The organism is Chitinophaga ginsengisegetis (assembly GCF_900168065.1).
Taxonomy (GTDB): Bacteria; Bacteroidota; Bacteroidia; order Chitinophagales; family Chitinophagaceae; genus Chitinophaga; species Chitinophaga ginsengisegetis.
The window spans coordinates 232,900-257,701 of record NZ_FUZZ01000001.1 but is presented as its reverse complement, the minus strand read 5'-3'; the positions used below and the strand labels follow the sequence as shown (position 1 = coordinate 257,701).

The window sequence follows — 24,802 nt, the reverse complement described above, 5'->3', positions numbered from 1 at the left end:
CGAACATTGTTTATCTCTCTGTATAAAAAAAGGAGAAAATGAAGTTGATTCATTTTCTCCTTTTTTATGTTAGTTTATTTTCCATTCGGGCCGCACAAAGTGACAGGTGTACCCATGCGGGTGCTTTTGGAGATAGTCCTGGTGTTCTTCCTCGGCGTTCCAGAAGGCAGTTGCGGGTACCACTTCCGTTACAATTGGTCCGGGCCATTTACCGGAGGCATTCAGTTCCGCAATTAGCTCATTGGCAGTTTCGTGCTGTGCTTCGTTCCGGTAAAAGATGGCGGAGCGGTAAGAAGTACCTATATCGTTGCCCTGCCTGTTCCGGGTGGTAGGATCATGGATCTGGAAGAAAAATTCCAGAAGGGAACGGTATGATAGTACTGCTGAATTAAAGGTAACTTCAATGCCTTCCGCGTGTGTGCCATGATTCCGGTAGGTGGCGTTTTGAACATCGCCGCCGGTGTATCCCACTACTGTAGAGATCACGCCCGGAAGCTGGCGGATCAGTTCTTCCACACCCCAGAAACAGCCACCGGCAAGAATCGCTTTTTCAATATTCATATGTCTTTCCTCTTTTAATTACGTGAAGTTAAGTTAAGCTGCTGAATCCTTTGTGAGAAGCGCCACATTTTTATGGGCGGTGCTTTTCCGTTTGTTCAGTACACGTTGCCGGAGCTGCAGGAATGGCGCTTCTACTGCTTTATTTAGTATGAGCGCGGCCAGCACGGCTACGAGCAGGCATAATACCAGCATCAGGTTGCCCTTTGGAGCAATACCTGTTTGAGTCAGCAGGGGTTGCATCAGGTGTATCACGCCTTTGTGCGATAGATAAAGTGCAAACGACAGTTTGGCTATTAACGCGGTAACGCGGCTGTTGTACCGGTACAGTATACACGACGGACTTACCGCTGCCATCACCATCAATCCATAACCGGCTGCCACCAGCGGGTAGCCGAATATGGATGCATGAAAGCTCTGCTGGTCGTCGCACAGGAACCAGGCGCCCGTAAGAACAACCAGGGATAGTAACAGGATTATATTACCACGTTGGGTAACCCATGCTTTTGCAGCCGGTTTAAATGCAAACAGTGCAGCAATGGAAACGCCCGCCAGCAGGCCATCCAGCCGGGTATAAGTGGGGTAGTACATGTGTCGGTACCAGATGATCCAAATGTTGTCCTCGCCTGCGTGAGGAGCAATCAGCGCATACCAGCAGTACAGCCGGATGCCGATGCCAAACAGAAATAATGCCGCCAGCAGGATACCCGCTTTTCTCCATGCGTTGAAATGAATCAGGGTAGCCAGTACCAGCGGGAAAAGCAGGTAAAAATGTTCCTCCACGCACAGTGACCACACATGAGAGAACGTACCATAGTTTTTTATGTCGAAGTTGAAATTCTGTGTAAACGTTAAGAATTTCCAGAGCGGTGGCAGCGCTTCCCTTTCATGGAATGCCGGGAAAAGGAAATAGATGGCAAGTACCACCAGGTAGGCGGGAATGATCCGGAAGAAACGTTTGATAAAGAACTCCGGGAGAGAAATGCTTTTCCCGGATGCTATGTTTAAAAAGAGGGGATAGGATATCAGGTAGCCGCTTAATACAAAGAAGAGGTCTACGCCCGTCCACCCGAAGCCCATTATGTTATCCAGCCACTCCGGATGTTGGAACATGCGGTAGTGATAGAACAACACCATCAGTATTGCCAGCGACCTTAAATGATCCAGTCCGTAGAGCTTTTTAGTGTATGTCATGAAAAATGCCTGTCTGTTGATCCTTGTAAAATAATGCCTTTAAAAGAGAATAGCAATGGGTGGGGGAGCATCTGCCCCGGAATGCCCTGGCACAGGGCGAAAGGTAGGGGATGACCCGGAGTAGAGGTGGACTTGATCCGGAGTTGAATTGGTGGTGACCTGCACGTTGTTACCTGTATGCAGGTGGTAAGGTGACACCTGTTTTACACCAGCCAGGCGGTTTCCTTTGCGGGATTTCTGTTTGATTGCCGGCAGGACGACCGCTATTATATCCGCGGCCATGAACCGGCGGTTTAGTGTAGGGATGGTACCATTAAATATTCTTGCCTGGAGTGTAACCAGCAGGGTGCCTTTTCCAGGGGTAGTGGCTTCCAGTGCGGTGCCATTAAATGGCTGGTCCAGATCCGCGAGCAAGGTGGCGGTGTGGCTGCCGGTTATCTGCCGTGTGACCGGATTGATACGAACGGCGATGACACTGATCTCCAGTTTGTCGCCGGCTGTTGACGGCGGCCAGGTTTGGGCGGGGATCATCAGTGCGCCACCGGAAGATAAGACGGGGAGCCGGGAGAAGAACTTATCCACGCCGGTATGACGATTGAACCGGAACCCTTCCAGCTGTTGCAGGCGGCCCTGTATCAGCGCTTTGTTGAGGCGGTTTACGAGTGTGCCATCGCGGCCAATACTTAATTGGGGAGTAATGGCCTGCCGGATCAGTTTACCAGTTCTGCTGGCGATACCGAAATTCCTTGACGACTGCCGTGTAGCAGTGGTTTGTCTTACTTCTTCGGGCATGGAACGGACGAAGTAACTTCCGTTCCTCCGGTAACCGATCAGGTTACCTAATTTCCCAGTGAATGGGAGTATTCCTGTTTGTTTTGCCATTGGGTTAACATTTTTCTTAAAAATACGAAAAAAAGGAAGTCAAATTTACAACCAGGCTGCATAGGAGGTTTATACTTATATTTACAGGTAAGGCCCTGGATAAAAATGAAAACTATTTATAAACGGTTCTGGTTTGAGTTTAAGATTGATACTGCATTTAATAACACCTGTGTATCGTGGTGTTTGGTTCCCACTCGGGTATGATTAAAGATGAAGATTAGGTAAGAATGAATGATAAAGTAATTATTGATTATAAATGTCTGATAGGAGTGAGTGCATGCCTGCGGCAGGTGGATTTGTCTATTGACAGATGTAGATGGACCAGCTGGAACGAACTGCGTACTTTTTATAAAGAAAGAACTGAAGTAGAATATTATTTTTATTTTTTTATTGAGATGTGCCAAAAACTGATGTTATATCCTCAATACCATGAATTGAGTGGCAACGCAGGTAGATTCAATTACCTTTTATCTTCGGTCTTTGGGCAGAAAAGCTTTATAACTACTGCAGAACTTGAAACAGGTTACTATTTATTAGATGAATTTAATGGTTTGTTAAGAAACGAGTTTCCCGATCCTAAATACGTTGAAATAATACGCTTAAGGATGGCCGGCTATTACACTGGTATTTTATTCCCTAAGCTAAGGAGGAAGGATATTAATAAAGTTCTTAAGATTGAGCATTATCTGCAAAATGAAAGTTTAGCAACGCTTCCATTAAGCAAAATTATAGCAGGGTAAGTGTTTTATAAGATAAAAACCGCCAGGCACACTAATAATGAGGTGAAAACAATAGCAGCTTACAATGAAAAATAAGACAATAGTTGTTCCTAAAAACAAGGATGCAGAAATTGCTTTGGATTATGATAGGGCAACGCCAGAACAATTAATAGAAATGACATTAGATGAAACAATGTTTAATGAGCTATGGGAAGCAGGCATCTTTGATCGTATAAATAATATCGCTGGTGTTAATATTGATATTTATGAAGACGAATATATAGCAGAGATAGATAAACTGGAGAAGGTGTTGGCCAGTGATATCTTCACTACAAACCTTATAGATAGCGTGAAAAGAATTAAATCCCTTTTTGAAGAGGCTGTAAAGCGGGAAACGGGGATTTACTTTTATTTTTAACGTCTGGATTTTAGTAACAGGAATGGGAATAGCATGGTTATGTTATTATTGTGAGCTTAGTTCCATTTAAAGAATATATATAATGATAGAAGAATTTCCGGTTTTAGAAGATGGGGAGATAGCCTTGCTTAGAGCCAAACGAGCCACAGGTCATGTAATTGACGACAACTTTCAGTTAGCAATAAATGTTTCACAGAAAGTTTTCACCGTGTTTAATGATATAAATGCAGCCCTTCATTCCGCAAGGGAAATCGTAAAACGGAATAGCGATATTGAGGTATGTCTATATGGGAAGGAAAATGTCATGTTACACCTTATAACCGCAGACAATTTGGAGTCTCCGAACCAGTAAAATTAAAAGATAGTCTTTCTTTACAGCCATCCAACAGGATGGCTATTTTCATTTTCACCGGTTTAAGTTTAGATGTGGCAACAAATTACTGCTTTATAATATTATCGTGAGAATATTCTCTGTTACCCTTCGTATATTGCGGTTGTAAATAAGTGAATTACAGGATATGCAGGCTCCTTACTTAATAGGACAGATAAAACCATTGACCACAGCTGAGTTTCAGCAAATAACAGCTACGGTAACATTCCCTTTGCCGGTGAGCTACCGGGATTTTCTTTATACTTACGGATTGGGAGCGTTCAATGAACTACTGATGATCCACCAGCCCGATGAGGCGTATATCCGGTCTAATTTCGGGGAGTATATGGATTTGTGGGAGCTGCCGGAAAGTGAAGAACCGGTGGTGTTGAACGGGTTAACGATTGCTACTACTATCGACGGGGATATCATTGCAGCCATTGACAATACCCAGTTTCCTTTTATCATCCTGCCGAGGCATTCCGATAAGATCTTACGGTTCGGGACCTTTGAAGAGGTTATTGATTATTACGATCACACGTATCATTTTTCGGGAGATTTGTATTTTGATAGTTACTATAACTACGAGCAGGAGAACATTACCTTCGTTAACGGACCGGCTATCGATAAAGCGTTGTTTGAAAAAGTACACCGCGATTTTCTTGCAAACATACCCACCGACAAAGTTTATAATGAAGATAAACAGCCAAAGTATATTATCCAGGAGATGGGCGGCTGGGTGTACTTTGATAACATCTATAAAAGTTCGGTGAGGATTAAGTACCAGTCGCAGTACCGGCCTGTGGCCGATAAGATTATACAGTTCGTCAGGGACCGGATGGCATAGTGATATTACTTATTCTTCAGCAACCGGTTATTGACTATCTTCTCCAGTAATTCTTCTTTCTGATATTTACTGATGGGTACTTCATGACTCCCCATGTGCAGCACGTTGCCTTCGATAGCACTGATGTGATTGATGTTGATGAGATAGGATTTATGTGGTTGCAGGAACTGCCGGGCAGGCAGGCTTTCCTGTACGGATTTCAGGGTGGCATGTGTTATTATTTTTTTATCTGCCGTATAGATAGCTACATAATTGCCTAATGCTTCTGCAAATAAAATATCGTTGAATATTACTTTCTCCAGTTTATTATCTGTTTTAATAAAGAAGTAAGGTTGTTCTTTGCTGGCGTGTTGTGAGGAGAAATAATCAAACGCTTTGTTGGCAGCTTTGAGGAAGCGGTCGAATGAAATTGGTTTTACGAGATAGTCCAGTACGTCCAGCTCGAAACCCTGTATGGCATATTGCTCGTATGCGGTAGTAAAGATCACCTTGGGCGGATTGGGATAGCTTTTCAGGAATTCTATGCCGGTGATGTAAGGCATCTCGATATCCAGGAACAATAGATCAACAGGCTGTTGCTTCAGCAGAGTATTCAGTTGTATGGCATCTTCACAAACAGCCACTACATGCAGGAAAGGCGTTTTTTCAGCATAGCGTTGTAATCCTTCCCCGGCGAGCGGTTCATCGTCCGTGATAATGCAGCGTATCGTTAATGGATCCATTATTGGGTAATGAGTTTTAATTCAGCCAAAAAACTATCTTCTTTAATTTGCGCGGTAAATGTGTGTTTACCGGGATACAACAGTTCCAGTCGTCTCTTCAGGTTATCCAATCCAATGCCTCCTTTTTCCTCGAAACTGATTTTATCGGGTATTGAATTTTCTACACAAAAAGATATTTCATGATCCTGTTTTTTCAGATGGATATCGATATAAAAATTTCCTCCTACGTATTTAAAGGCATTTTCCACCAGCGGCAAAAACAGCAGTGGATATACCTGTTCATGGTGCAGGGCTTCATCAAAAAATACGTTGAGCTGCAACCTGCGCGACGACCTGATCTTCTGCAACGCAATAAAGTTCTGCAGGTATTGTATTTCATTCATCACGCTTACCATTTGTTGCTGGTCGTACAATTGGTAACGAAGCAGCTCTGAAAAACGTTCCACTGTTTTTTTTGCTGCGTTTACATCCATATCCATCTGGAAATATATGGTGTTTAGTGCATTAAACAAAAAATGAGGATGGTATTGCGCCCGCAAAAATTTGAGTTCCGTTTGCAGCTGGTCGTTGGTGATTTTCTCCAGCTGCAAACGGTTATTGATATATGCCTGCAGGAACGAGTTGCTTCTGCGTACCCCATAATAAATAAAGCAATATAATAGAGGAATCACATTGATGTCGATGAGGTCGAACGATTGCAGGCCGTTGTCAGTGAAGGCGGCCATTGGCGTAAACACGGCATTCTGTATAAGTTGATTGATGATGAAGACATACAGCAATTCCTTCAGGATGATTTTATAGGAGAAGCCGGCCTGATTCTTTTTATCGAAATAGCGGAACAGGTGATTGAAGATCCATACAAAAAGGTAGCCCATCAGTATGCTGGATGTTATTTCAATGATGTTCAGCAGTAGTGGCCGGTGCCAGAATTTCATTTCTGTAACGCTGTCCGTAAGCAGGCGGATGGTAAAATATACCAGCAGGCCATACAACGGGGGAAAGAAATATTTCCAGAATATTTTCATTATAACAAGTTAATTATATCACTTCGGGTTGTGCTGGTATCAATTTCGCTCCTTTGGACCTGCGGTCTTTTTCTTCCCGTGCCGGTGGTTTCATACCAAACAGGAAACGCATGATGGCAAAGGGTCTGATAAACAAATGGAAGATGAATATACTGATTAAAAAAGTAATAAGAACGGTAAAAGTATATTTCAGCCCAACACCATCCGGTGCCTGCACAAGGTAATAAGTAAGTATCACAATAACGGTTTGATGCAGGATATAGAAGGGGTATACGGCCTGGTTGGCATATGACAGTATGGGCAGGGGTTTATTGAGATATTTTTTCGCATAGCCTACAATCGCCAATACCCACATCCAGGCAACGACACCACCCAGGGCCAGAAATGCGTAGGTGAAGAGGTCATGTTTAACATGGTTGCCAAAGGTCCAGGGTTCCAGTTTATTCCAGCGGATGTAGTTGATGATCATAAGGCCGGCGAAGGCGATGGCCAGTGAAAACCGGCGGTTCCTTTCCAGGCTGTCCATGAACAGCGGATTGGCGATGCAGATAAATCCTGCCAGCACATAAAACAGCCAGTAGAAGAAGTAGCCGTAGTCATGTACCAGGTCGCCGGTTTGCGGGAACCAGATGAGCAGGAACGTATGTACCAATGTTCCGGGGATGATGAGTAAGTAGATATACCGTTTGCTGCCCATCCAGCTTAATTTTTGAAGCAGTTTTTTCCCGTTGCCGGAAATCAGCCATACAAAGAGCGGCGCAAAAAGGATATCATATACAAGCAGGTAAGCGATAAACCAGAGATGGTGCCAGCTCATATTACCATGCGGATAAGCCCCGGTGGTAAACATACCGGTGTAGAAGTCGAAGAAGTTACCTTTGAAGCCCTGGGTGAGGCGTTCCATGTATACCTGTGGGGGAACAATGATAAGTACGCCCACCAGCAGCGGAATAAACAGCCGTTTGAACCGGAGACCGATAAAGCCGCCGCCGGAATTGCGTTGCAGCATAAAATAGCTTACGGTGCCGGAAATAAAGAACAACAGGGGCATCCGGAACCGGTGGAGGAAGTCGTTCATTTCAAGCAGCACATTGCTGGTTTCTTTGTTTTTTATATGCCATCCCCATTCAGAGATATAGGGCATGGCGGAATGGAAAAACAGGACGCCTACGATGGCGATGATGCGGAGCCAGTCTAAATAAGCTTGCCGGGAAGAAGATATTGGTTGCATAATTAATTGTTTACTGCAAACCTATCTGACCGGCCTTTTTTAAGAAAAGATTTTTGACATGTGGACGTTTTCCGGTGTCGAAAAGATCATTTATGTTAAAATACAATTCATTATTGGCGGGAAAAGACCAGCAAGATTGCCTTTACCCGCTTATTTTTATTGCCGTTATGAAGAAAGTATATCTATCTGTTTTACTGGTACTGGCATATCATTGCGGGATGGCCCAGCTGCAGCAGCCTTCCACTAAACCCAACCTGGCCCAGCAGGCCATGATAAAGCGTGGCTACGGCATGTTTATCCATTTTGGTATCAACACCTTTGCGGATGTGGAATGGTCGGATGGCACCATTCCCGTTGAAAAGTATAACCCTACCCACCTGGACCCCGATCAATGGGTGAAAACCGCCAGGGATGCAGGCTTCCGGTACGTGCTGCTGATCACCAAGCACCACGACGGCTTTTGCCTGTGGGATAGTAAGTATACGACCTATGATGTGGCGGCATCGCCGGTGAAAACCGATGTAGTGAAGGCGGTGTCGGACGCCTGCAAAAAATACGGGATTCAGTTTGCTGTATACTATTCTTTGTGGGACCGCCATGAGCCGTCTTACAAGAACCAGGATAAGCAGCTGTACGTGAAATATATGCTGAACCAGCTCACCGAGCTGTTTACCAACTACGGCAACATCTGCGAACTATGGCTGGATGGCGGCTGGGACCGCAAGCCGGAAGAGTGGGGTATTGACCAGGTATATAAACTGGTAAAACAATTTAACCCCGCCTGCGCGGTAAGCGTGAACCATACGATTGTAAATGAAGAAGGGAAACGTAATTTCACCGTTCCCGCTGACATGACCGCCGACAATAAATACTTCTTTCAATACTTCCCTTCAGACTTCCGTTTGTGGGACCCAAAGATCATTACCCGGTATGATAAGAAGCAGTACCTGCATGCGGGCAAGTCTTACTACTTGCCTTTTGAACATACCCTTTGTATCAGCGACCGCTGGAACTGGTTTGAGAAATCGGCACAGCTGCCGGTGCGTGACCTGGACGAACTCGAAGAACTGTTTTACTGGTGTACGGACAACGACAACTGCCTCGTGATGAATGTACCTCCCGACCAAACCGGCCGTATCAGGGAATACACGGCGCTGGCGGCTATCGGCCTGGGGAAAAGACTGGGCTTGTCGCTCACCAAACCACTGCCAAAGAATGGCACTTTTATTTCCGCCTTAAAACCGGTGAAGGCGTCGAGTGTATATGAGGATACTGCACATCGTTATGAAGGCACTTCCGTTAACGATGGAAGCCTGGAAAGCCGCTGGGCCGCTGCAGATACACTGGCCAGCCTGGAAATTACGTTGAATCCTTCAGACGCGTTTAATAAGATCAGCATCTTTGAGTACAAAGATATAAAGCAGTTGCCCGATGGTTTCTCGCAGGTAAGACTGCCACGCATCCAGGAGTATGCCGTGGATATTATGACCAATGGGGAATGGCAAACGATTTACCTGGGCTCAGCGCCAATGGGCGATTGTAAAGTGATCCGGCTGCCGCGGAGTTACCGGGCATCGGCCTTGCGGTTTAGGGTAACGAAAGCGAGTGCGCCGCCATCGTTATATGAGTTGTGTGTGATAAATAAAGTTATTGGCGACTAAGATGGGCTAGTATAAAATCCGTCCAGCCGGTATTATTTTCTTCAATAATAATCGTCTTAAAATGATATCGCCCGCCTTCCATTGCTACTCCGGGGGAGTCGTCGATATGAATATCGATGGAGAAGGCGGGCGGGTATTTAGAGATGATACCCGCTCTTTCGCGCAGCGTTTCATCATGAATACGCTTATTAATGATTTTGTTCACCCTGATTCCATAGCTAAGGAATAACCGTCGTATGTACAGGGGCGACCTGTATGAAGTAGTATAGATATATACGCTGTGCCCCTTTCCCTGTAAGGCTTTCATCAGGCGGATAGTACCGGATCTTAACTTTTCCCGGCTGAAAAGTTTATGCCATAGTGTTTGGGGTTCGGTAGGGAATGTTTTAATGCCGGGAATGAGGGTATCATCGAGATCGAATGAAATGATCATTGATTTTTTTGTGAAGATAGATATTCATGTTTGATTGAAATACGAAAGAATTTCAGCAGATGCTGCCTACTTGGAAATGAAAAAATCTTTTGTATATTGCCCATGTGAACCACATCTCAGCCCGCATTTTGAAACCATTGAAAAATCGACGGTGGAATGGGCGCAACAGTTTAATCTTTTAACATCCGCCGCCGCGCTGGAGCGATTCAAAAAAGGAAAATTTGCGCTGTTAACGGCACGGGCTTTCCCGGTAGACAATCTCGAGGCTTTACTGCCCATTGCCGACCTGAATACCTGGCTTTTTTTGTTTGACGATCAGTGTGATGAAACCCTGGAAGGGAAAACAGCTGCGCACCTGCACGCCACTACCTGTTTGTTGATGGATGCCATGATCAATGGCGTGAGCCTGGGCGCCGACAGTACGCCGCCGCTGGTGGCCGGTTTCAGCGAAGTATGGCAGCGGCTGCAGAAGTTGGGCAGCGATGCCTGGCAGCAACGCTTTAACCTTGCAGCAGGCGCTGCTGGAGGCGGCAGACATCCACAATAGCATGATGCGTATGTTTGAAACACTGGAAGGCTGGCTCCCGTCTTTCGATGCAGCTACTGACTATGAGCTGCAACGGTACATACTGGGGTTGCGTTACTGGATACGTGCAAATTTCGACTGGAGCCTGAAAGATACCCGTCGCTACGGCCTCGTACACGATGAAACACGCGATGGATACTGGTCGTTTAAATAAAGTTCGATAACTTTATGACTTGTTCCATCAGTAATATTTATGGCTGTTAAACCAATCGTTGATCAATCGTATCGCCTTGAAAAATTCCACGGGAAAGGTGGATGGACTTTCGCGCGTATTCCTGAAATTACCCCCGATAAAGTGAAAGCCTTTGGGTTGGTAAAAGTGAAAGGATTTATTGACGACTACGAAATAAAAAAATGCCACCTGATGCCTATGGGGAACAGCATACTATTTCTCCCGGTAAAAGCAGATATCAGGAAGAAGATAAAAAAGAAGGAAGGCGACTGGGTGAAAATCACTTTGTTCCGTGACGATGATCCGCTCGAAATACCCGAAGAGCTGAAGGTTTGCCTGGAAGATGAACCCAATGCCCACCTGTTCTTTAAGTCCCTGTCTGAAAGTGAGCAGAAGTTTTATATCGACTGGATTTATTCCGCTAAAAGATTGGAAACAAGAGTAAGCCGTATGACTAAATCCATCATCCGGTTATCGAGAGGATTAAAACTATACGAAAGAACGGAAGCTCAGGAATAAAAGGTAGCTCCTGAAAAGGCCGACATAAAGGATAAAAGCGTTTCTTTGGTAAAACCTTCCCGGCTGTCTATCACGTACTTTGTTTTTTTGTTGATAACAACTGCCAGCTGGTAGTAAGATGGGAAACGGGCATCATCATGATAGTTACGCAGTTCAAGGGTAGTGCCGGCTATCGGAAAGCTTTTCTCCCTGGGTTTAAAAAATTTCATGTAGTTAATAGTCAGCTGGTCGCCATCAATCTTCATACTATTCGTAAAAGTGCAGATTATTTTGGAGCGGATAATGTACGCCAGGAAAGGAATGGATAACATCCATACGCCTCCTTTGAAAAAAAAACTAAGCAGCGGGGCATAAAAAAAAAACTTTTCATCGTGTATCAGGTACCGGTAGTAATCGCCGGAGGCATTAATCTCCATATATTATTTCATTAGGCAATACAAATGTAAGTAAAATGGTCCGGTGTATAAGGGCTGAATGGTCAGAAAACCAAATGCTTAAAGTATCTTTGACAACCGGCGCCGCTAAAGGAAACCGGCCAGTTTTATGAGTATTATCCTGTCGCCAGGTAATTATTTTGGGAAAGAACAACAGGTCAGCGAGAATGCGTCTTTCCGGCTGAACATTACGGCATACCAGCCGGATGTACAGATCCGTGAGCACTATCATGAAAATCCGTACCTGAGTTTACTGATCAGCGGCAGCTATGAAGAGATAAATAAAAAAACAGACAGCGCAGTGATGCCCGGTGAAGTGCTTTTCCGTCCGGCGGGATACAGCCACGCCAACCACTTCCAGGAGGTGGGCGGCAGATGCCTGAATATAGAATTTAAACCGGGAGGATTACAGGAGCTGGAACTGGATCATTTACTGCCCCGCGCAGCGGCGATCTATAAAACCGGAACGTTCGACTACCTGTACCGGCTGTTGTATGCCTTTGTTCAGGACCCCGACAGTTCGCTGCCGGAAGAACATATCATCAGCTGGCTGTGTGAATATACCGGCGATAAGCTCCCTGAGCGCCTGCCCTGGCTGCCAAAGGCAAAGGAGATCCTGGAAAATGAATTTGATACCCATCATACTATTCAGTCGTTAGCCGCGCGGGTGTTTGTACACCCCGTTTACCTGGCCCGCGCCTTTAAGGAAAGAGAAGGCATTACGCCCGGCGAGTACCAGTTAAAGATGCGGGTACGAAAAGCGATGACATTACTGTTCACTACCAAATTACCGGTAACAGATATCGCCTTTGCAGCCGGATTTTCAGATGCTTCCCACCTGGTAAAGTGTTTCCGGATGTTTTACCGCGCTACTCCCCATAAATTCCGGGCATTACTAAAAAGTTAATCCGGTACCATTTTTTTCGTGACGCCGGCCGTTACTTTGTTTAAAAAAGAGTATGCGTCGATTGATCGTCCTTTTATATTTGTTAGCACCGGCATTATTATCAGCACAACGTAAACTGGATTACCAGCTGCAGGTGAAAGCAGACCTGGCAAAGAAATCTTTTTTTGTGCAGGGTGGATTTAGTTTTGAAACCGACACCGCTGCTGCCGACTCTATAGACATTGTGATCAGCAAAGGCGTAGGGCCGGTAACGCTTCAGTTACAGGGCGCTGCTGCTGTAATGGATACGAGCCTGAAAGCGTCCGGCGATATTATATACCGCTGGCATTTCCGTTCCCCGCTGCCGGTGGGAACGCCGCTACACTTTACCTGCGCCTATGAGCGGGGCGGCGCGCCGGCGTTCCAGTTTTATCTCGACAGTACCTTCTGTATGGCAGGCGGCTATGGCCTTGCCTGGTATCCGCAGGTGACCGATGGCGCAGGTAACCATACCCGTGGTACCGGTACCATTGCGGTTACCACCTCCGGCAACCTGATGCCTGCAATGGCGGCGGGCACGGTTTCGGTGAAGAATCATACTTATACTTTCCACTATGCACAACCAGATATCTTCTCACTTTATATTGGTCATTACACCCGGCAGGAATATAAAGGGCAGCTGTCTTTTTATACTTACAGTTTGAGCAGCGGTATTGATGGCAAGGATTTAAGCCGTAAATCCGCTGCAGTACTGGATTACCTGTCGTCGCAATTTGGTCCGCTGGACATTCCCAACTTTTCCATTATTGAATACCCCGACTATGTGGCTGAAATCACCGGTATTGGCGGCGCCAGTATTTTAGGTGGTGTGGTGATGCCTACCGGCGCGTTGCGCGAATTTAACTATGCACTCTTTGGTCATGAAATTGGCCACCAGTGGTGGGGAAATAAAGTATTGGCCGCAGGCACGAAAGGAGAGGAAATGCTTTCCGAAGGACTGGCACAATACGGCTCTTTACAGGTGGTGAGTCATTTCGACAGCGCCCATGCAATGGAATACCGTAGAACCGGTTACCCCGGCTATATCAACGATCAGTGCGGATTGGGCTATCTCAAAAATGTAGCTGCCGGTAACGATGAACCGTTAATTTCACTGACAGGCAGCAATGGTCATACCATTGGCGACAGTAAAGGATTTCTTGCCCTGGAGCTCTTATCCAATACGGTTGGCAAAGCTGTATTCCACAAAGCGCTGCGCACTATCGGGGATCAATACAGCCGGGGTGGTATCACGTGGGATGGTTTCCAGATGGAAGTGGAGAAAGCATATGGCAGCAGCTTACAGTGGTTTTACAGCCAGTGGTTTGAGCGGCTGGGAGCGCCCGCGTGGCAGAGCAGCTGGCAGCAACAGCAAAATAAATTGCAACTTAACATTACGCAAAAGGACAGTATCTATCAGCTCCCGTTGGAAGTATTGATTACTTATAACAACGGAACGTCTTCGCTGCAACGCATCACTATCCGCGACCGCAACAGCCAGTTGCAATTGCCCGTTGATGGCCTGGTAAAAGAGGTGCAGATAGATCCTTATTTTAAAGTACTTCACTGGGACGAGGCGTTAACACCGGAGGCGCTTGCCCAGGCAAAAGTGGTGCGGGTGCTGAACCTGCGGCGGGAACAAAAAAATGAGGAAGCCATGAAGCTGGCGCAATCCTATATCAAAGAAGGTTTCCCGGACGATCAGTATGGCGTGGAGTATACGTTGCTATACCACATGGGACGCATTGCCGCCATGCAAAATAAACCGGCGGAGGCATTGGCGTATTACCAGCGTTCTTTGCAATGCGTATCGCGCGCGCCCGACTTACTGGCGTACACTTATTACCGGATTGCCCAGCTGGCGGCGGCCGGGAATGATGATGACCTGATGCGGTGGGCCGCAGCCAACGCGGTGAAGGCCGATGCGGCTCATAATAAATCAGGCGGCATGGAAGCAAAGGTGGCGGGGCTGCTGGCCTCAACGGTAGCGAAAACAAAATGATTAAATACCATCGGGCCCGCTATCATAGCGGGCCTGATCATTATCAGTGAGCAGGATGATTACTGCTGAAAGAGTCGCGGTACATCTTCCAGCCGATAGCCGTCTTTTTCCAGAGTACCAGAAATTTCCCATCGTCAAACATTACATTATTCGCGTCAAACGACTGCCAGATCCCTTCTTCTGTTACATACCCATTGCCGCCGCCATATACCCGGGTAGTGATAAATTTACCATTGCGCAATCCTATCTGCCGGTAGGCTATCCGGAAAAAGGTCAGCGGGGCATCTTTACCGCAAAGTGCCGGCGTACCGGGAGCCATGATGCAGGCGTCGGGCGCATACCGGTCTATAAAGATGCTGGAGTCTCCTTTGGCAAATGACTGGAAATAGATGGCATTGCTTTCGGCAATGGCTTTTTTGGCTTCAGCCAGTTCGTCATTGGCGGTAGTGCTGCATCCTGATATAGCCGTTGCGAGTAGGAGTGAAAGGGTGAAGAAAATATTTGCGCTCATCGGTTAAAAGTATTTAATGAGTGCAAATTAGCACCGGCAGCGCTTTCAGCATTGTACAAAACGGAACAAATCAGATCAGCGTAACGGGATAGGGGGAAACTTTATAGGAGGCAGGGGAAACGCCGGTAAAGGATTTAAATTCCCGGATGAAATGGGATTGGTCGAAATACCCGCATTCATAGGCAATAGCAGTGAGGGAAAGCTTATTTTTCTGAACCAGCTCCAGGCTTTTCTGGAACCGGTGCAGCTTTGCATAAAATTTTGGCGGAACGCCGGTATATTGTAAGAAGAGTTTATGGAGATACCGGGAAGATATAAGATGTTGCCGGGCGATGCTTTCAATTTTTGCATCGGCATCCGGTTGTTTCATCTGGTGGATGATATTGCCCACCATAGCGATGTTCAGCGGTTTCCTGTTTACTTCCTGTAACCTGTTTAACAGGAATTGTGAAATCAGTTTAATCTGTTGGTCCAGGTTTTCTTCTTCCAGCAGTTTCATATGCAATTGCCGGATGGGGGTACCAAGCATATCTGCAGGGTCATTCACCTGGTTATTCAGCAGCATGATATCTTCCTGCATAAAAAAAGCGGCGGTATGCGGGTAAAATCTTACGCCCAGCATTTTATTATAACTACCCACCGCCTTCACGGGAAGGGGACGGGTAATTTGACCCCATAGCTCAATTTTAGGTGTGTTTTGAAAGACGTTATTGCTGCCCGTTTTCCAGGTAGCTGATCCCATGTTGAAGATGATTTCCATATGCCCGCCGGGAAATACCACATCGTCGATAGCAGTGTCTGCCTCGGATTCAAAATGATAATAACATTTTACATATGGCTTTAACAGTTGTTCCGGAAGGATTTCCCTGTATTTCATTTTGGTTGAAAATTGCGGTAACTGCAATTTAAGTAAAATCCGGTTTATAAAAAACGCTGTTGGATCAGTTCCATAAATGCAGGCCGGAATTTCTCGCTTAGCGGAATCCGTTTGCCGGAGATGAACAGGTGATTATCCTGGATTTTATCAATCCGGCTGGTGTTTACGATGTAGGAGTTGTGTACCCTGATAAAAGGCGGCGACAGCTGTCCGGCGATATCCTTCAGGCGTTTGTATACCAGTACTTCTTCCCGGAGGGTAACAATCCGCACGTATTCCTTTTCTCCTTCAAAATATAATAGTTCGGAGAGCTTAATCTGTTGAAGGGTTTTACCGCTTTTTACAAAATAGTAATCGGCCGAAGGCTGAGGAACGGCAACTTCCGGCATACGGGTATGCATAAACGCTGTTTCTATTTTTTGCTGTGCAGCCAGGAAACGTTTGAGGGTAATGGGTTTGAGGAGATAGTCGACGGTCTGGAAATTATAACTGGCCGCAGCATGCTCCGTATAAGCGGTGGTGAATACAATTTTCATTTCCGGTGGCAGCAGGGCGGCCAGTTCCATACCATCGAGCCGGGGCATATTGATATCAAGGAAGATCAGGTCTGCCTTATTGTTTTTCAGAAATGCCAGCGCTTCCAGTGCGTCGTAGCATTTGGCCACCAGCTGCCAGCCGGTGGTTTGCTGAATATGCAGTTCCAGCAGGTTTACGGCGTTGGGTTCATCATCAACAATCATACATTTCAGGCTCATAACGGAACGGATAAAAAGGCGGTGAAGTAATTTCCGGAGTTGCCGGTTTGCAGGATGAATCCGGCGCCGTACAGCAGGGTAAGGCGTTTCCGGAGATTGTCGATGCCGGACCCGCGCGGGTTGTTATGTACCGGTTGTTGCGGCAAACTATTGCGGGTGGTAAAGAGCAACCTGTTTTCCTGTTTCACGAGGGAGATATCAATATGGTTTTGTAAACTGGTTTTGTCGATCCCATGTTTAAAAATATTTTCTACAAAAGTCATTAGCAACATCGGCGGAATGCTGCATCCACCGGGTACATCGCTGGTGAATTGCAGGTTAATACCGTGCCGGATGCGGATGCGTTCCAAAGCTATGTAATTTTCCAGGAAATTTATTTCTGTGGAGATGTCTACCTGGTCCTTCGGACTTTCATCTACAAAATACCGCATGATATCCGACAGCCGCTCGATGAGCGTGGCGGTTCGCGGCGCTTCCAGGTAGGCTTCATAATAAATGTTGTTGAGGGTATTAAAAAGAAAATGCGGCTGCACCTGTGATTTCAGGAGGTTGAGTTCCGTTTTGGTGTTTTGCAAAACCAGTGCGGCGGCCTGTGCTTTCAGTTCAAAATAAACGATGGCCATCCGGAATACAAAGCTCAGTAAAAATAACAATGGAATGCCGGTCAGGTACCGGAGCATTATTTGCACCGTAACGGGTTCCGGGTGTGTAGTGAACCAGGTGTTGTAGATCCAGCTGAGAAGGAAGCCCCTGGCTAATCCTGCCGCCGGTAGAAACAGCAGCACCGCTATAACGTATACCGCTATACGCCCTTTTAAATAAAGCCGTGGATAAAGCCAGCTGATATTGCCATAAATGACCAGCGCATAAAAGAGGGCGTTGAGCAGCGAAAAAATAACAGCCTGCCAGAAGCCATCTTCCGGCAGCATCGAAAAAAACATCATTAAAAAAACAACCAGCCAGAGTATCCATTGCACTTTAACGGCTGCCGGCATACGACTTATTAATTGCATGCCCCAATTTACGAAGCTTTTGCACTCGTTTACCGGGTGTTGTTTGCGATTCAACAAATACGGGTAATATTTCAACCAGTTGGCGGAAAGTTTCAACGGTGGCCGGTTATGGAGGAAAGTTGCCAGGGTATTAAAAATACCGGGGTTGTTGTTGAAATTATTTTAAGATAGCCGGGAAACAGGGAATCTTTGAAAATAATTACACCTCCGTATGCAGCGGATATTGAAAACTTAAATTTCCTGATAAATATGCAACCCAAACGTTCCCTGATTATTTCTGTTCTGTTAGCAACCATTGCCGTGCTTCCCGCTTTTGCGCAAACCGATACGGTTGATCAGCAGCATCTCCGGCTGAATACCGCTTTCCTGAAGCCTGGCGTGAAACAATACCTTGTGTACTACCAGGTGCCATCCCGCAGCAACTGGCTGGACCTGAGCCTGTGGGTGCGGGAAATTGAAAAAACGAATCGTAATAACGAACCGGTATTCCGGATCACCCAGCACTGGTATGGGAGCGACACCGCCCGGTATCTTGAAAGCCTTTCCTATAACAGCGTGTCAGATTTTTCTCCATTGTTTCATGCACAAACCAGGGGCGGCGAACAGCAGGCTTACCGCTGGACGGCTAATGGGATCAGCGGCGACACCGCCACCATGAACAATAAAGCAGCGGATTTTAAGCTGGGTTTTGACCGCCCCAATTATAACTGGAACCTCGATATTGAAACGTTTGAGATGCTGCCTTTAAAAGCAGGCAAAACCTTTGCTATCCGGTTTTACGATGCCGGGCTGGAACCTCCGGCGTATGTAACGTATAAAGTTACCGGCAGTGAAGTGCTGCAGACGCTGAATAATCAACCGGTGGACTGCTGGAAGTTGTTTACCGAAGGCGATTCGCCCCGGGGGCATTACTCGCAGACATTCTGGATCAGTAAAGCAGGACATGAGTTATTGAAAGAAGAAGATTCCTTTGGCGGTTTTTACCGGTACAAGGTAAAGCTGCCGGGCCTGGCCCCTTATCTGCAGCCACGTTTTGTAAAGTAACTACTGTGAATAATCTGGCGCCCCGGGGGAATCCCCGGGGCGTTTTGCATCTCCCAAAAACAAACAAATTACGGTACCGGGTGATAATGCTGATTGTTGTAACTTGTATGTTTCATTCCGGACGTATGGAAATTATCTCATTAAAAATAAACAGTAATGGATATCCAACAGTTTGAAGACAAGGGATTGGCGCAGTATTCTTATGCTATCTACAGCGAAAAATCGCATGAAGTGATCGTGATAGACCCGGCGAGAGACATTACACCTTACATCGCGTACGCAAAGACTTTGAATGCAAAGATCACCGGCGTTATTGAAACCCATCCGCATGCTGATTTTGTGAGTGGTCACCTGGAGCTGCACCGGGTTACGGGCGCTACAATTTATTGTTCAAAGTATACGGGTGCAACTTATCCGCATGTAACCTTTGACGAGGGGATGCGGATGATGTTGGGGGATATTGTTCTCAAAGCGTTGAATACGCCGGGGCATTCGCCGGACAGCATCAGCGTGGTGCTGCTGCATGGAGGCGAGCCCAGGGCGGTATTTACAGGAGATACCTTGTTTGTTGGCGATTGCGGCCGCCCGGATCTCCGGGAGAACACCGGTAATATTACTGCCGGCCGTATGGCGCTGGCAAAGCAGATGTATCATTCCCTTCATGAAAAGCTCATGGTGCTGGAAGATGATGTGCTGGTGTATCCGGGGCATGGGGCAGGTACGTTATGCGGTAAGTCGCTCGGTGATGCCGACAGCACCACCATTGCGGCAGAGAAAGTGAGCAACTGGAGCCTGCAGCCGGTTACAGAAGACGAGTTTGTGGTGGCGTTGCTGTCGCAGCAACCGTTTATTCCCAAATACTTTCCATATGATGTAGGTATAAACCGCCAGGGAGCGCCGGATTTGCAGGCATCACTGGATAAGGTGGAGATAGTAAAAGGAGAACCGGTGTTTGAAGAAAATATAGTTATCATAGACAGCCGGCCACAGTCCGGTTTTAAGCACGGGCATTTACCCAATGCTATCAACCTGCAGAATGGCGGGAAATTTGAGACATGGCTGGGAAGTATCGTGGCACCGGGAGAACCTTATTACCTGCTGGCAGAGAACGGAACGGAACTGGAGGAATTGATACGGAAGACCGCCAAAATTGGGTACGAGCAGCATATCAAAGCAGCCGCTGTTTACACAAAAGGAGCCGAAACGATGGCGCCCTTGCCACTGGCAGATTTCAGGGAGCATCCGGAGCATTACACGATTGTAGATATACGGATGGAATCTGAAGTAAAAGACGAACCGGTTTTTGAAAATGCGATAGCCATTCCACTGGATCAGCTACGGGAACGGATATCCGAAATCCCGGCAGATAAGCCGGTGGTAGTGCATTGTGCCGGTGGCTACAGAAGTGCCGCAGGTAGCAGCATTGTGGCAGGCGCATTAAAGGCGCAAACACCGGTATATGATCTTGGAGAAGCAGTGAAAGAATTTATGTCGTAATACACCCGTTATTTGCCCTGTTTACCCCCCGTAACTGTGATAGGCTGATGTTATATTTACATCAGCATATTTCAATGGAGCAGGCCGCTGTGCAAGGTTTCATTGGAATTATTCTTCACCTGAAAAATCAGTTATTATGTTTGGGAAAACAAAAGCATTCAGCAGTTTTTCAGTCAATGACCTGCAACAGGCAAAGAATTTTTATCAGCAAACACTGGGAATAGAAGTGGAGTCGGGCGAAAAAGAGCCGGTGATCACACTTAAAATTGCGGGTATGCCATCGGTTTTAATTTATGAAAAACCCAATCATACGCCGGCCACGTTTACGGTGCTTAACTTCCCGGTAAGTAATGTGGAAGAAGCCGTAGACCAGCTGACGGCAAAGGGCATAAAGTTCCAGCAATATGAAGGGGAACTTAAAACAGACAAGAAAGGAATATTCCGTGGAGGTGGCCCTGTGATTGCCTGGTTTACGGATCCTGCCGGAAATATTCTTTCGGTGATGGAGCAGGCCTAACAGGGTGTTAACGTAATAGCCATTTGTTTTTCCTACTTTTGCCGCTTAAATAAGGAACATTTATGGCTACTAAGATTACTGTTAACAACAATGGTTCACTGAAAATAGAAGGTGAATTTGAGATCGTGGATAAAAACGGCAACAATTACGACCTGGGCGGCCGGGAAGCGGTAAGCATCTGCCGTTGCGGACTTTCTGCCAATAAGCCATTTTGTGATGGCTCTCACAAAGGTCATTTTGAGCATGAAGCCGTGGCTTTTGCCCTTCCTCCTAAAAAGTAAGGTCATTAAGATAACGTATTAAAGGCTCCGTGCAGGTGTTTGCACGGAGCCTTTTTACATCTGATATGGTCGAAATGAGCAGAATTGCATCTGTTTTCGGAAAATAAATCGCTGCATTTTTGTGTTACAAATTGCAGTAACGTATGGAAGTAAGATTTTTTCAGGTAGATGCCTTTACCAGGCAGCCTTTTAAAGGAAATCAGGCAGGCGTATGCCTCCTGGGGCAAATGCCGGATGATGAAGTACTGAAAGCCATTGCCGCGGAAAACAACCTCGCGGAAACGGCCTTTTTATTGCCGGTGGACAATGGTTACCGCCTGCGGTGGTTTACGCCGCTGGTGGAAATGGTGCTTTGCGGGCATGCCACGCTGGCCAGTGCGCATGTATTATGGGAAACCGGGCTGGTGGCCCCGGATGAAACCATTTCTTTTACTACGCTGAGCGGTTTACTCACCGCCAGCCGGCAAAACGGATGGATAACGCTCGACTTTCCGGCGAGGGCTTGTGAGCCCGCCACGCTGCCGGAAGAACTGCGCCCATTGTTTAAAGGGGAAGTGACCAATGTGGAATTTAGTGTGGACCGTTACATCGTGGAGTTGAAATCGGGAGCCGCGGTAGCTGATTTTGTGCCCGACAGGAACCTGCTGGCGCCTCACCGCCTGGTAGTTACCGGAAGGGGCGGAGAAGGATCGCCTTACGATTTTATTTCCCGTTATTTTGCCACGCCGGTGGGCATTGATGAAGATCCGGTAACGGGTTCTGCACATTGCAGCTTAGCGTCGTATTGGGCACCGCGTTTGCATAAAAAAGAATTCTTTGCTTACCAGGCATCACAGCGGGGCGGCGAACTGAAAGTAATACTGCAGGGTAACCGGGTATTGTTGAAGGGAGAGGCGGTAACAGTGATAGAGGGGGTGTTCCGTTTTTAACGGAACAAAGAAGCGCCCCAGTAGCCCAGGGCCAGCCATAATAATCCTTTTATCAGAAAGAAAAGAAAGCCCCAGAAGCCGAGCTTTTTTATCCATTTGATGATCTTTGCTTTCCTGTTATTATCTGGTAACATAGCACTACAAAATTAAAGATTTTTTGTGTAGATAAATGTATCTTACCGGGGTTAATATATTTCACGTGATGAAATTATTTTTGGCTGACAATTACGTGTATGCGTCAGCGTAATCCCTTAATCCCTGTATATGATTTTCAGAGAAGCAACTATTGCAGATATTCCCGGTTTGCAGCGGGTACGTGCCGCCGTAAAAGAAAATGTGCTCAATAATCCGGACCTGGTTACTACCGCAGATTACATACAATATCTCACCACCGATGGCAGGGGATGGCTATGTGAATCCGCCGGGGTTATTGTGGGCTTTGCCATTGTGGATACGCACCGGCATAACATCTGGGCGTTGTTTGTGGACCCGCAAACGGAAGCGGCGGGGATTGGCCGGGAGTTGCAGCGGCTGATGCTCGACTGGTACTTTGCGGTATATCAAACTTCGTTGTGGCTGGGAACGGCGCCTGGTACAAGGGCTGAACGGTTTTACACCCGCAGCGGCTGGAAGAATGCAGGGCTGATGAAAAACGGCGAGGTGAGGTTTGAGATGGACCGGGACACCTGGCTGAGCTCCCGGAAAGCCGTTTCATGATTGGATAAATGATTTAATACGTACTTTTGCGCTCTTTTAGCAACGATTTTTAAAAGATGCGTGTAGCAGTGCCGAATAACAAATTACTGATATCCCTGTTCCTGGGCCTCTGTGGCAGCGCCACGGCGCAACAGCGGGCAGACTCCGCCCTTACCACTCATCACCTCGATGAGGTGATTGTACAGGAAAACAGGCTGGTAGCGCCTGTAAAGGCGGTGAACCGTAACATTACCATCATCACCCGCCGGCAGATAGAAGCCATGCCGGTGTCGTCCATTACAGAGGTGTTGGCTTATGTACCGGGACTGGATGTGCGGCAACGCGGCCCGGGCGGCATCCAGGCGGATATCGGGATCGACGGCGGTACTTTTGATCAGACCCTGGTATTGCTGAACGGCGTAAAAATAACTGATCCGCAAACGGGGCATAACATCATGAACCTGCCGGTATCCCTGGCGGATGTGGACCATATAGAGGTGCTGAGAGGCGCTGCCGCCCGTATTTACGGGATCAACGCACTGAACGGCGCTATCAATATCGTAACCCGCAAAGCCGCCCAAAGCGGCGCTACCGTTAGCGGCAGCGCAGGCAGCAGCTTTAAAAAGAACGAAAACAACAACCCTTACGGCGCTTACAGCGTTGGAGCTACCGGCGCACTGGTAAAGAACGGCGTGAGCCAGTCGCTCTCCGCCAGCCGCAACCAGGGCAATGGATACCGCTATAATACTGCGTACGAAAACTACCGCGCATTTTACCAGGCGGCCTTTAACCGTGATACCCTGCACCAGTACAACGTAATGGCTGGTTTTGTAAATAATGGCTACGGCGCTAATGGCTTTTATGCATCGCCCGGCGATCTGAATTCAGAAGAAACGGTAAAAACCCTCTTTGCCGCCGTAAGCAATACTTCCCGGATCAATCCCAACTGGGTAATGACGCCCAGGGTGAGCTACCGGTACACCAAAGATGATTACATCTACATAAAACCTGATAAATACCGTAATCTTCATAATACGCACGTATTTGATGCAGAGCTGAATAATACGTTCCGCACCGCTATCGGTACCTTTGGCGCCGGTGTGGAAGGGCGTTATGAGCATATTAAAAGCTCTAATCTTGGTAACCACGACAGAACCAACCTGGGTCTGTTCGGCGAGTACAAGTCGGTGGCCGACCGCCGCTTTAGTTTTACCGTAGGCGGTTATCTCAATTATAACACGGTTTATGGCTGGCAGTTTTTCCCCGGAGCAGATGTAGGCTTTAATATTACGCCCGACATAAAACTGTTTGCCAATGCAGGCACGGCCCAACGACTGCCCACTTACACCGATCTTTATTACAAAGGCGGCGGTATTATCGGTAATGAAAAGCTGGGACCGGAGAAAGCATCCTTTGCAGAAGCGGGTATACGGAAGTTCAGTGGTAAGTTCTCATTTTCGGGATCCGTGTTTTACAGGCAGGTCAGCAATTTTATTGACTTTGTAAAAGATACCGCCGGTGGCGCCGACCCGGCAAAGGTTCCCTGGCAACCGCAGAATTTCCAGCGGGCAGATATGACAGGTTTTTCGCTTAACAGTGGCTACAACACTATTTTCGCCGGCGGTTCGCTGTTTAACAGCTTTGGCGTAAATGCCGGTTACAATTATCTTTCCCCATCCTTCAAGGGGGATGCCATCACGACTAAGATTTCGCGGTATGTGATTGAAAGCCTGCGGCACCAGTTTACCGCCAATGTACGTACGGATATTGCGCGTCACTTCAGCGTTTCCGCCGCCGTGCGTTACTGCATGCGGGTAAATTATAAAGACTATACCCTGGTGGATGCGCGTATTGCGTATAGGCAACCCCGTTACCAGATCTATGCAGATGCCAATAACCTGCTGGACGTAACGTATGTGGAAGCCGGCGCAGTGCCTATGCCCGGCCGCTGGATAACGGTAGGTGGCAAGGTGAGCTTCTGATA

Annotated in this window: 29 protein-coding genes; 16 read left to right on the top strand and 13 right to left on the bottom strand. The window is 47.0% G+C overall.

Features of this window, described 5'->3' with window-relative positions; translation table 11 throughout:
- Positions 1 to 69: 69 nt before the first annotated feature.
- Genes msrA through B5Z18_RS01050 form a run of 3 tightly spaced genes read right to left on the bottom strand, consistent with a single transcriptional unit; the run spans position 70 to position 2,634 of the window.
- Positions 70 to 561, bottom strand: a complete 492-nt coding sequence (msrA, locus tag B5Z18_RS01060; RefSeq protein WP_079467563.1) for a peptide-methionine (S)-S-oxide reductase MsrA — start codon at positions 559 to 561, stop codon at positions 70 to 72.
- Between the two features lie 33 nt (positions 562 to 594).
- Entirely contained in the window at positions 595 to 1,752 is a 1,158-nt protein-coding gene (locus B5Z18_RS01055) for an acyltransferase family protein (protein WP_079467562.1), read from the bottom strand.
- 39 nt (positions 1,753 to 1,791) lie between these two features.
- Positions 1,792 to 2,634 (bottom strand): hypothetical protein, encoded by an 843-nt coding sequence (locus tag B5Z18_RS01050; RefSeq protein WP_079467561.1) that lies wholly within the window; start codon positions 2,632 to 2,634, stop codon positions 1,792 to 1,794.
- Positions 2,635 to 2,861: 227 nt separating this feature from the next.
- Between B5Z18_RS01050 and B5Z18_RS01045 the strand changes: the two genes are divergently transcribed.
- The 3 genes from B5Z18_RS01045 (at position 2,862) to B5Z18_RS01030 (ending at position 4,988) form a co-directional block, all read left to right on the top strand.
- Positions 2,862 to 3,374, top strand: a complete 513-nt coding sequence (locus B5Z18_RS01045; protein WP_079467560.1) for a hypothetical protein — start codon at positions 2,862 to 2,864, stop codon at positions 3,372 to 3,374.
- 64 nt (positions 3,375 to 3,438) lie between these two features.
- Positions 3,439 to 3,771, top strand: a complete 333-nt coding sequence (locus B5Z18_RS01040; protein WP_079467559.1) for a hypothetical protein — start codon at positions 3,439 to 3,441, stop codon at positions 3,769 to 3,771.
- 518 nt (positions 3,772 to 4,289) lie between these two features.
- A complete protein-coding gene (locus B5Z18_RS01030; RefSeq protein WP_079467557.1) occupies positions 4,290 to 4,988 on the top strand; it encodes a hypothetical protein in 699 nt (232 codons plus the stop codon).
- A gap of 5 nt (positions 4,989 to 4,993) precedes the next feature.
- On the opposite strand, the gene B5Z18_RS01025 is transcribed toward B5Z18_RS01030, so the two are convergent.
- Genes B5Z18_RS01025 through B5Z18_RS01015 form a run of 3 tightly spaced genes read right to left on the bottom strand, consistent with a single transcriptional unit; the run spans position 4,994 to position 7,966 of the window.
- Positions 4,994 to 5,710: a LytR/AlgR family response regulator transcription factor gene (locus tag B5Z18_RS01025; protein ID WP_079467556.1), complete on the bottom strand. Its 717-nt coding sequence runs from the start codon at positions 5,708 to 5,710 to the stop codon at positions 4,994 to 4,996.
- Positions 5,710 to 6,735 carry a sensor histidine kinase gene (locus B5Z18_RS01020; protein WP_079467555.1) on the bottom strand — a complete coding sequence of 342 codons (1,026 nt, stop codon included), beginning with the start codon at positions 6,733 to 6,735 and terminating at the stop codon, positions 5,710 to 5,712. The genes B5Z18_RS01025 and B5Z18_RS01020 overlap by 1 nt, the downstream gene beginning before the upstream one ends.
- 13 nt (positions 6,736 to 6,748) lie before the next feature.
- A complete protein-coding gene (locus B5Z18_RS01015) occupies positions 6,749 to 7,966 on the bottom strand; it encodes an acyltransferase family protein (protein WP_079467554.1) in 1,218 nt (405 codons plus the stop codon).
- Positions 7,967 to 8,133: 167 nt separating this feature from the next.
- Here B5Z18_RS01015 and B5Z18_RS01010 point away from each other — a divergent pair, with 167 nt between their 5' ends.
- Positions 8,134 to 9,627: an alpha-L-fucosidase gene (locus B5Z18_RS01010; RefSeq protein ID WP_079469933.1), complete on the top strand. Its 1,494-nt coding sequence runs from the start codon at positions 8,134 to 8,136 to the stop codon at positions 9,625 to 9,627.
- Here B5Z18_RS01010 and B5Z18_RS01005 read toward each other — a convergent pair.
- Entirely contained in the window at positions 9,614 to 10,060 is a 447-nt protein-coding gene (locus B5Z18_RS01005) for a hypothetical protein (protein ID WP_079467553.1), read from the bottom strand. The two genes, B5Z18_RS01010 and B5Z18_RS01005, sit on opposite strands and share 14 nt — an antisense overlap.
- 76 nt (positions 10,061 to 10,136) lie before the next feature.
- Between B5Z18_RS01005 and B5Z18_RS01000 the strand changes: the two genes are divergently transcribed.
- Genes B5Z18_RS01000 through B5Z18_RS00990 form a run of 3 tightly spaced genes read left to right on the top strand, consistent with a single transcriptional unit; the run spans position 10,137 to position 11,337 of the window.
- Complete coding sequence (locus B5Z18_RS01000) at positions 10,137 to 10,607, top strand: terpene synthase family protein (RefSeq protein WP_079467552.1); 471 nt, start codon at positions 10,137 to 10,139, stop codon at positions 10,605 to 10,607.
- Positions 10,543 to 10,800 (top strand): hypothetical protein, encoded by a 258-nt coding sequence (locus B5Z18_RS00995; protein ID WP_143313457.1) that lies wholly within the window; start codon positions 10,543 to 10,545, stop codon positions 10,798 to 10,800. The genes B5Z18_RS01000 and B5Z18_RS00995 overlap by 65 nt, the downstream gene beginning before the upstream one ends.
- 39 nt (positions 10,801 to 10,839) lie before the next feature.
- Entirely contained in the window at positions 10,840 to 11,337 is a 498-nt protein-coding gene (locus B5Z18_RS00990) for a YdeI/OmpD-associated family protein (RefSeq protein WP_079467550.1), read from the top strand.
- Here the strand turns inward: B5Z18_RS00990 and B5Z18_RS00985 are convergent.
- Positions 11,328 to 11,753 (bottom strand): hypothetical protein, encoded by a 426-nt coding sequence (locus B5Z18_RS00985; protein ID WP_079467549.1) that lies wholly within the window; start codon positions 11,751 to 11,753, stop codon positions 11,328 to 11,330. The genes B5Z18_RS00990 and B5Z18_RS00985 overlap by 10 nt on opposite strands.
- A gap of 127 nt (positions 11,754 to 11,880) precedes the next feature.
- On the opposite strand from B5Z18_RS00985, the gene B5Z18_RS00980 reads away from it, so the two are divergent.
- Complete coding sequence (locus tag B5Z18_RS00980; RefSeq protein ID WP_079467548.1) at positions 11,881 to 12,678, top strand: helix-turn-helix domain-containing protein; 798 nt, start codon at positions 11,881 to 11,883, stop codon at positions 12,676 to 12,678.
- A gap of 52 nt (positions 12,679 to 12,730) precedes the next feature.
- Positions 12,731 to 14,698: a M1 family aminopeptidase gene (locus B5Z18_RS00975; RefSeq protein ID WP_143313456.1), complete on the top strand. Its 1,968-nt coding sequence runs from the start codon at positions 12,731 to 12,733 to the stop codon at positions 14,696 to 14,698.
- 43 nt (positions 14,699 to 14,741) lie between these two features.
- Here the strand turns inward: B5Z18_RS00975 and B5Z18_RS00970 are convergent, their stop codons facing one another.
- The 4 genes from B5Z18_RS00970 to B5Z18_RS00955 form a co-directional block, all read right to left on the bottom strand.
- Positions 14,742 to 15,209, bottom strand: a complete 468-nt coding sequence (locus B5Z18_RS00970; protein ID WP_079467546.1) for a YybH family protein — start codon at positions 15,207 to 15,209, stop codon at positions 14,742 to 14,744.
- A 70-nt stretch (positions 15,210 to 15,279) separates the two neighbouring features.
- Positions 15,280 to 16,086: a helix-turn-helix transcriptional regulator gene (locus B5Z18_RS00965; RefSeq protein WP_079467545.1), complete on the bottom strand. Its 807-nt coding sequence runs from the start codon at positions 16,084 to 16,086 to the stop codon at positions 15,280 to 15,282.
- A 44-nt stretch (positions 16,087 to 16,130) separates the two neighbouring features.
- Positions 16,131 to 16,841: a LytR/AlgR family response regulator transcription factor gene (locus B5Z18_RS00960; protein WP_079467544.1), complete on the bottom strand. Its 711-nt coding sequence runs from the start codon at positions 16,839 to 16,841 to the stop codon at positions 16,131 to 16,133.
- Positions 16,838 to 17,854 (bottom strand): sensor histidine kinase, encoded by a 1,017-nt coding sequence (locus B5Z18_RS00955; RefSeq protein ID WP_079467543.1) that lies wholly within the window; start codon positions 17,852 to 17,854, stop codon positions 16,838 to 16,840. The genes B5Z18_RS00960 and B5Z18_RS00955 overlap by 4 nt, the downstream gene beginning before the upstream one ends.
- A gap of 249 nt (positions 17,855 to 18,103) precedes the next feature.
- Here B5Z18_RS00955 and B5Z18_RS00950 point away from each other — a divergent pair, with 249 nt between their 5' ends.
- The 5 genes from B5Z18_RS00950 (at position 18,104) to B5Z18_RS00930 (ending at position 22,122) form a co-directional block, all read left to right on the top strand.
- The gene (locus B5Z18_RS00950) at positions 18,104 to 18,898 is read left to right on the top strand and encodes a DUF3108 domain-containing protein (RefSeq protein ID WP_143313455.1); all 795 of its coding nucleotides are present in this window, start codon (positions 18,104 to 18,106) and stop codon (positions 18,896 to 18,898) included.
- Positions 18,899 to 19,054: 156 nt separating this feature from the next.
- Positions 19,055 to 20,395 (top strand): MBL fold metallo-hydrolase, encoded by a 1,341-nt coding sequence (locus B5Z18_RS00945; RefSeq protein ID WP_079467541.1) that lies wholly within the window; start codon positions 19,055 to 19,057, stop codon positions 20,393 to 20,395.
- A gap of 136 nt (positions 20,396 to 20,531) precedes the next feature.
- On the top strand, positions 20,532 to 20,912 hold the full coding sequence (locus B5Z18_RS00940) for a VOC family protein (protein WP_079467540.1): 381 nt from the start codon (positions 20,532 to 20,534) through the stop codon (positions 20,910 to 20,912).
- 62 nt (positions 20,913 to 20,974) lie between these two features.
- Positions 20,975 to 21,193, top strand: coding sequence for a CDGSH iron-sulfur domain-containing protein (locus B5Z18_RS00935; protein ID WP_079467539.1), 219 nt, complete (start codon positions 20,975 to 20,977; stop codon positions 21,191 to 21,193).
- A gap of 143 nt (positions 21,194 to 21,336) precedes the next feature.
- Entirely contained in the window at positions 21,337 to 22,122 is a 786-nt protein-coding gene (locus B5Z18_RS00930) for a PhzF family phenazine biosynthesis protein (protein ID WP_079467538.1), read from the top strand.
- Here B5Z18_RS00930 and B5Z18_RS00925 read toward each other — a convergent pair.
- On the bottom strand, positions 22,119 to 22,256 hold the full coding sequence (locus B5Z18_RS00925; protein ID WP_079467537.1) for an alanyl-tRNA synthetase: 138 nt from the start codon (positions 22,254 to 22,256) through the stop codon (positions 22,119 to 22,121). The genes B5Z18_RS00930 and B5Z18_RS00925 overlap by 4 nt on opposite strands.
- Positions 22,257 to 22,386: 130 nt before the next feature.
- On the opposite strand from B5Z18_RS00925, the gene B5Z18_RS00920 reads away from it, so the two are divergent.
- Both B5Z18_RS00920 and B5Z18_RS00915 read left to right on the top strand, forming a co-directional pair.
- Complete coding sequence (locus B5Z18_RS00920; protein WP_079467536.1) at positions 22,387 to 22,839, top strand: GNAT family N-acetyltransferase; 453 nt, start codon at positions 22,387 to 22,389, stop codon at positions 22,837 to 22,839.
- Positions 22,840 to 22,895: 56 nt separating this feature from the next.
- The gene (locus B5Z18_RS00915) at positions 22,896 to 24,800 is read left to right on the top strand and encodes a TonB-dependent receptor plug domain-containing protein (RefSeq protein ID WP_079467535.1); all 1,905 of its coding nucleotides are present in this window, start codon (positions 22,896 to 22,898) and stop codon (positions 24,798 to 24,800) included.
- Positions 24,801 to 24,802 lie beyond the last annotated feature (2 nt).

Bases quoted from the DNA above. Each gene is read 5' to 3' on its own strand.
- msrA (WP_079467563.1), bottom strand. From the start codon at position 561: ATGAATATTGAAAAAGCGATTCTTGCCGGTGGCTGTTTCTGGGGTGTG.
- B5Z18_RS01055 (WP_079467562.1), bottom strand. From the start codon at position 1,752: ATGACATACACTAAAAAGCTCTACGGACTGGATCATTTAAGGTCGCTG.
- B5Z18_RS01050 (WP_079467561.1), bottom strand. From the start codon at position 2,634: ATGGCAAAACAAACAGGAATACTCCCATTCACTGGGAAATTAGGTAAC.
- B5Z18_RS01045 (WP_079467560.1), top strand. From the start codon at position 2,862: ATGAATGATAAAGTAATTATTGATTATAAATGTCTGATAGGAGTGAGT.
- B5Z18_RS01040 (WP_079467559.1), top strand. From the start codon at position 3,439: ATGAAAAATAAGACAATAGTTGTTCCTAAAAACAAGGATGCAGAAATT.
- B5Z18_RS01030 (WP_079467557.1), top strand. From the start codon at position 4,290: ATGCAGGCTCCTTACTTAATAGGACAGATAAAACCATTGACCACAGCT.
- B5Z18_RS01025 (WP_079467556.1), bottom strand. From the start codon at position 5,710: ATGGATCCATTAACGATACGCTGCATTATCACGGACGATGAACCGCTC.
- B5Z18_RS01020 (WP_079467555.1), bottom strand. From the start codon at position 6,735: ATGAAAATATTCTGGAAATATTTCTTTCCCCCGTTGTATGGCCTGCTG.
- B5Z18_RS01015 (WP_079467554.1), bottom strand. From the start codon at position 7,966: ATGCAACCAATATCTTCTTCCCGGCAAGCTTATTTAGACTGGCTCCGC.
- B5Z18_RS01010 (WP_079469933.1), top strand. From the start codon at position 8,134: ATGAAGAAAGTATATCTATCTGTTTTACTGGTACTGGCATATCATTGC.
- B5Z18_RS01005 (WP_079467553.1), bottom strand. From the start codon at position 10,060: ATGATCATTTCATTCGATCTCGATGATACCCTCATTCCCGGCATTAAA.
- B5Z18_RS01000 (WP_079467552.1), top strand. From the start codon at position 10,137: ATGAAAAAATCTTTTGTATATTGCCCATGTGAACCACATCTCAGCCCG.
- B5Z18_RS00995 (WP_143313457.1), top strand. From the start codon at position 10,543: ATGCCTGGCAGCAACGCTTTAACCTTGCAGCAGGCGCTGCTGGAGGCG.
- B5Z18_RS00990 (WP_079467550.1), top strand. From the start codon at position 10,840: ATGGCTGTTAAACCAATCGTTGATCAATCGTATCGCCTTGAAAAATTC.
- B5Z18_RS00985 (WP_079467549.1), bottom strand. From the start codon at position 11,753: ATGGAGATTAATGCCTCCGGCGATTACTACCGGTACCTGATACACGAT.
- B5Z18_RS00980 (WP_079467548.1), top strand. From the start codon at position 11,881: ATGAGTATTATCCTGTCGCCAGGTAATTATTTTGGGAAAGAACAACAG.
- B5Z18_RS00975 (WP_143313456.1), top strand. From the start codon at position 12,731: ATGCGTCGATTGATCGTCCTTTTATATTTGTTAGCACCGGCATTATTA.
- B5Z18_RS00970 (WP_079467546.1), bottom strand. From the start codon at position 15,209: ATGAGCGCAAATATTTTCTTCACCCTTTCACTCCTACTCGCAACGGCT.
- B5Z18_RS00965 (WP_079467545.1), bottom strand. From the start codon at position 16,086: ATGAAATACAGGGAAATCCTTCCGGAACAACTGTTAAAGCCATATGTA.
- B5Z18_RS00960 (WP_079467544.1), bottom strand. From the start codon at position 16,841: ATGAGCCTGAAATGTATGATTGTTGATGATGAACCCAACGCCGTAAAC.
- B5Z18_RS00955 (WP_079467543.1), bottom strand. From the start codon at position 17,854: ATGCAATTAATAAGTCGTATGCCGGCAGCCGTTAAAGTGCAATGGATA.
- B5Z18_RS00950 (WP_143313455.1), top strand. From the start codon at position 18,104: ATGCAACCCAAACGTTCCCTGATTATTTCTGTTCTGTTAGCAACCATT.
- B5Z18_RS00945 (WP_079467541.1), top strand. From the start codon at position 19,055: ATGGATATCCAACAGTTTGAAGACAAGGGATTGGCGCAGTATTCTTAT.
- B5Z18_RS00940 (WP_079467540.1), top strand. From the start codon at position 20,532: ATGTTTGGGAAAACAAAAGCATTCAGCAGTTTTTCAGTCAATGACCTG.
- B5Z18_RS00935 (WP_079467539.1), top strand. From the start codon at position 20,975: ATGGCTACTAAGATTACTGTTAACAACAATGGTTCACTGAAAATAGAA.
- B5Z18_RS00930 (WP_079467538.1), top strand. From the start codon at position 21,337: ATGGAAGTAAGATTTTTTCAGGTAGATGCCTTTACCAGGCAGCCTTTT.
- B5Z18_RS00925 (WP_079467537.1), bottom strand. From the start codon at position 22,256: ATGTTACCAGATAATAACAGGAAAGCAAAGATCATCAAATGGATAAAA.
- B5Z18_RS00920 (WP_079467536.1), top strand. From the start codon at position 22,387: ATGATTTTCAGAGAAGCAACTATTGCAGATATTCCCGGTTTGCAGCGG.
- B5Z18_RS00915 (WP_079467535.1), top strand. From the start codon at position 22,896: ATGCGTGTAGCAGTGCCGAATAACAAATTACTGATATCCCTGTTCCTG.